The 3,651-nt window shown below is 38.9% G+C and carries 6 protein-coding genes; 5 read left to right on the plus strand and 1 reads right to left on the minus strand.

Annotated features, from left to right (window positions below; all coding sequences use genetic code 11):
• Positions 1-9 precede the first annotated feature (9 nt).
• Positions 10-378, minus strand: a complete 369-nt coding sequence (locus VE944_RS30470) for a hypothetical protein (RefSeq protein ID WP_324986392.1) — start codon at positions 376-378, stop codon at positions 10-12.
• A gap of 269 nt (positions 379-647) precedes the next feature.
• On the opposite strand from VE944_RS30470, the gene VE944_RS30475 reads away from it, so the two are divergent.
• The 5 genes from VE944_RS30475 to VE944_RS30495 all read left to right on the plus strand — a co-directional run bounded on the left by VE944_RS30475 (position 648) and on the right by VE944_RS30495 (position 3,609).
• Positions 648-815, plus strand: a complete 168-nt coding sequence (locus tag VE944_RS30475) for a hypothetical protein (RefSeq protein WP_324986395.1) — start codon at positions 648-650, stop codon at positions 813-815.
• Complete coding sequence (locus tag VE944_RS30480) at positions 812-1,066, plus strand: hypothetical protein (RefSeq protein ID WP_324986398.1); 255 nt, start codon at positions 812-814, stop codon at positions 1,064-1,066. Before VE944_RS30475 ends, VE944_RS30480 begins: the two co-directional genes overlap by 4 nt.
• Entirely contained in the window at positions 1,063-1,371 is a 309-nt protein-coding gene (locus VE944_RS30485) for a hypothetical protein (RefSeq protein ID WP_324986401.1), read from the plus strand. Before VE944_RS30480 ends, VE944_RS30485 begins: the two co-directional genes overlap by 4 nt.
• Before the next feature lie 183 nt (positions 1,372-1,554).
• Positions 1,555-1,794 (plus strand): hypothetical protein, encoded by a 240-nt coding sequence (locus VE944_RS30490; RefSeq protein WP_324986404.1) that lies wholly within the window; start codon positions 1,555-1,557, stop codon positions 1,792-1,794.
• Positions 1,795-3,423: 1,629 nt separating this feature from the next.
• Positions 3,424-3,609, plus strand: coding sequence for a hypothetical protein (locus tag VE944_RS30495; RefSeq protein ID WP_324986407.1), 186 nt, complete (start codon positions 3,424-3,426; stop codon positions 3,607-3,609).
• Positions 3,610-3,651 lie beyond the last annotated feature (42 nt).

Consider the following 3,651-nt stretch of genomic DNA (forward strand, 5'->3'; position numbering starts at 1 on the left):
TGCCATTATTTACGCTCCCTTTTGGATTTTTTGGATTTGCCCGAATGCTTGCTGATAGCGGTATCTAGAAAAATCATTCGGGTTTTTGGCGATATAACCTTTTACGCGATCGCTGCGTCGTAGCTGTGCCATGAGGCGACCTACACGGCTTAAAACCCATGCTTGATAGGGTGATAGAGGCGATTCCCGGTCATAACTACCATCGTGCTTTTTGGGGTAAGCATCTCTGAAACTGGGGATTCTCCAGAAGGCTAAATTCTCCCAAGTGACCAAGGTCGAGCGGCTAACACCTAAGACCTCAGCTAAATATGTCTTGGTAGAGGGGAAATCAAGGAATGAGTCTAAATCTGTAGAATGTTTGCTCCGTCTAGGTTTCATAGGTTTAGCACAGTAATCAATGTGAATCAATGGTTAATTGGTTATTAATCGATGGAATAAGCAGCAAAATTTTGCGTCTAATCACTCAAACCCTTACTGTGTAAGTTTCTGGGGTATTCGTTGGACGCTAATTAGTGGCTTATTGTTGATCGATTGCTTATCTGTTGATATAGTAGTTAAAGGTGAGTCACCTGTCAATACTATGATTCAAAACTGGTCAATAGAACTCAAGAAGAATAATAATTAGGCGTAGTGACTCACTGTTATGTATGCCTTCTAAAAAGCCACAAATGACAATCCGTATAGAAGAGGATGAATATAAATATCTACAAAGCTGGGCGAATAAAGAGTTTTTAACCGTTCCCCAATTGACTAGGGTGTTAGTAAAACGGGCAATCGCAGAACAAAGAAAATTAGAACAAGAGAAATCAGCATGACCAACGCATTAGGAGCCTACGAGACAGAAAAACCAGAGGTATCGCCAGAGGCATTAGAGACAGTAGAAAGTTTTACTACTGCACTAAATAACTTTAATTGGCGGGCTGACTATTTTAAATTCTGTGAAGTTTTGGGCTTCACACCAGATAACTATGCCGAAGAGAAATACCAGCAATTTCGAGAACTGGTTAGCTATCTAGACTGCTTTGATAAAGACGCGATCGCCAAGATGATTGAGGCAGGAAAATGACAGACACACCACAACAACCAAGCCGACTTGACCGTGTAGAAGCTCTGGCTATCAGAAATACTGAAGCTATAGCTAACATCACAGTAAAGATTGAAAACTTGACTGATAACGTTCAGGAGCTAACCAGCAACGTTGACCGAGTGCTTGCCCGTAGCGCGGTTTTAGATGATGTACTAGTCGAATTACGTGAAAGTCACGAAACACATCAGCGTAATTTCGAGGAGCATCAGCGAACTACTAACGCCGCGTTACATAGTCTTGAGGCAATATTGCTGCAATTGATGAGGATTTTTCCTCAAAACTAGGCGCGATCGGCAAGCTACGCAATAGGGAGAGTGGACGTAAAGAGAGATAAGCGATCAGCGATTTGATCCTCGGTTCAAGAAAAATTCTAATTGGAGCTAGATTATGTACTTTTGTTGCGATTTTTCCCGTCGACGGGAAAAGTTAAGCCGCACAGGAAAATCAATATAACCAAAAGACTTCTGATGATTAAGATAGGAACCCTAATACCCCTAAGTACATTCATTCCAATTTTGAGGGCTATTAGCGATCGCAATTGGCTCCGGTTCAAAGAACTTGAAATAGAGTTTGCCAATAATCACGGCGAAGAAACTTGGGCAGATATTTTCAATTTTCGCATTATGCCAGTACTGGAACCTGAAGGCAAAAGATGGCTTTTAGTTGAAAAAGGCAAAAACGGTTTTATAGTTAGAGCTTTTGGATAGTTATCTCTTCTGTTGATTTCAGAGTTGCTTTAAACCGAGTAATAGCAAGCCTTTGGAGGATTTAGGAGTTAGATTATAAGTAGAAAAATTAATTACTACTTTCATTCATTTAAGAGTTGCCATAAACCCAGTCATAATAAGCCTTTTGGGGGATTTAGAAGTTAGATACAAGCAAAAAAAAATTCAATGCTTTTTATTTATTCAGGAGTTGCCATAAACCGAGCTATATACAGCGTTTTGGGGATTTAGGAGTTGAACTATAAGTGAGAAAATCAAAATTGACTAAAATTTTGTTCACTATTCTCAATGAAGAATGCACAAGCGCTTGTGCATTTTAGGAAGCTCATACCGGACTACTGGAGACTCCAAAGGATATTACCAAAAGCTGACTTCTATTGATTTCCGATTAGGCTTAAACCTAGTTATAGATAGGGTTTCAGGAATTAAAGAGTTTAGCTGTAAATCCTTTATAAATAAAAATAATGATTAGAAAATTAATTACTATTTTAAATGGACAATCACAAGCGCTGGTGACTTCATGGAAACTTACATTAGCTTTTCACAATCCCTAAAATATATTATTCTATATGTACTTTTCTTCATTCATAAAGAGGGTCTAGCTCAGTCACAGAAGGAGTTTTGGAAACTTACCAGTTGGACGACAGGCGCTTAAAGTCATTAAAAAAGAACTAGAAAATAATTTAGTATTTTTCATATAAAATCACAATGGCTTATATTTATGTCACTGAGATATAGATTTTGTAGTACTAGTTTTCGATGATTTATGGTACTACAGAGCAAGAGTGGAGGGTTGGGGACTTAAACTTAAAAACTGTTAAGCGATCTGTTGCGTTTTACAATCATTTAGAAAACGTGCATTGAGAAAAGAGTTGTCAATGAGACAAACAATCGAGGTGAAAATCTGGAAGCCATGCAGAAATTTGGCAAAACAAAATATCTCTCTAGTGATCTAGAAAGGCTAATTAGATATTATACTAATAGTGGCTTTGTATCGTTAACCCTTACTGACAGGAGGCGTGTTCGTAAAGATTCTTCGGTTGGAGAGATTTTGATTTAAGTACGTATGATCTAATTACTTCAAGACTTAGAGCGTACTGGTTCCAAGAATTTTCAAGATGTTTTCTAGCTGTAGGAGGCAGGGATTCATCCAAAAAATTCAACAGAGGGATACCAGGCGCTCTGCATTGGGGGCAAATACCGCCAAAGGATACGTCTAGATTATATCTAATTTTCTTGGTTTTCAACCAGGATCAGAGAATTATTTAGTCCTGGCTTGGTATTTGCTTCCCCTCACTTCATCAATTTCGGGAATCAAATACCAAGAGAAAAAATAATGCAAGCTAGTACCAACAGGTATTTCAAGCTTTCGATAACTCTAAGGTTATCGAAAAAAGTCCGTAACTATTTTTACTGGAATGGGATACAAAGGTTTTTAAAGCTTTTTACAAACCAATTAAAGCCTCACAATCCTTACTATGAGACAGTTTGGAGGAGGTTTTACAGTCTTCTCTTTGCCCTGCAAAAATTAGATAAATTAAGGCGATCGCTGGCCAAAGAAATAATTCCAAGATTGGGAATGATATCCCTCAGCACTGGGGAGGTGGAAGCATGAGCGCATCACCCAACCCAGAGTTTAAGATAGGCGATCGTTGTACATGGATTGCAGCACCTGATTGGTGGAATCCGACAGGAGAAAGGATTAGAGCAATTGAAGGCGAGAAAGTTTTGCTCGATTACTCGGCATTAACAATATCCACCTCAGATTTAGTGTTGGTTCAGGAGGTGGCGAAATGAGCAAGAGCAAGCTTATCCCCACCTCTCGAAACCGTGTATGCA

Origin of the sequence: Nostoc sp., assembly GCF_035638895.1 — a bacterium.
Taxonomy (GTDB): domain Bacteria; phylum Cyanobacteriota; class Cyanobacteriia; order Cyanobacteriales; family Nostocaceae; genus Nostoc.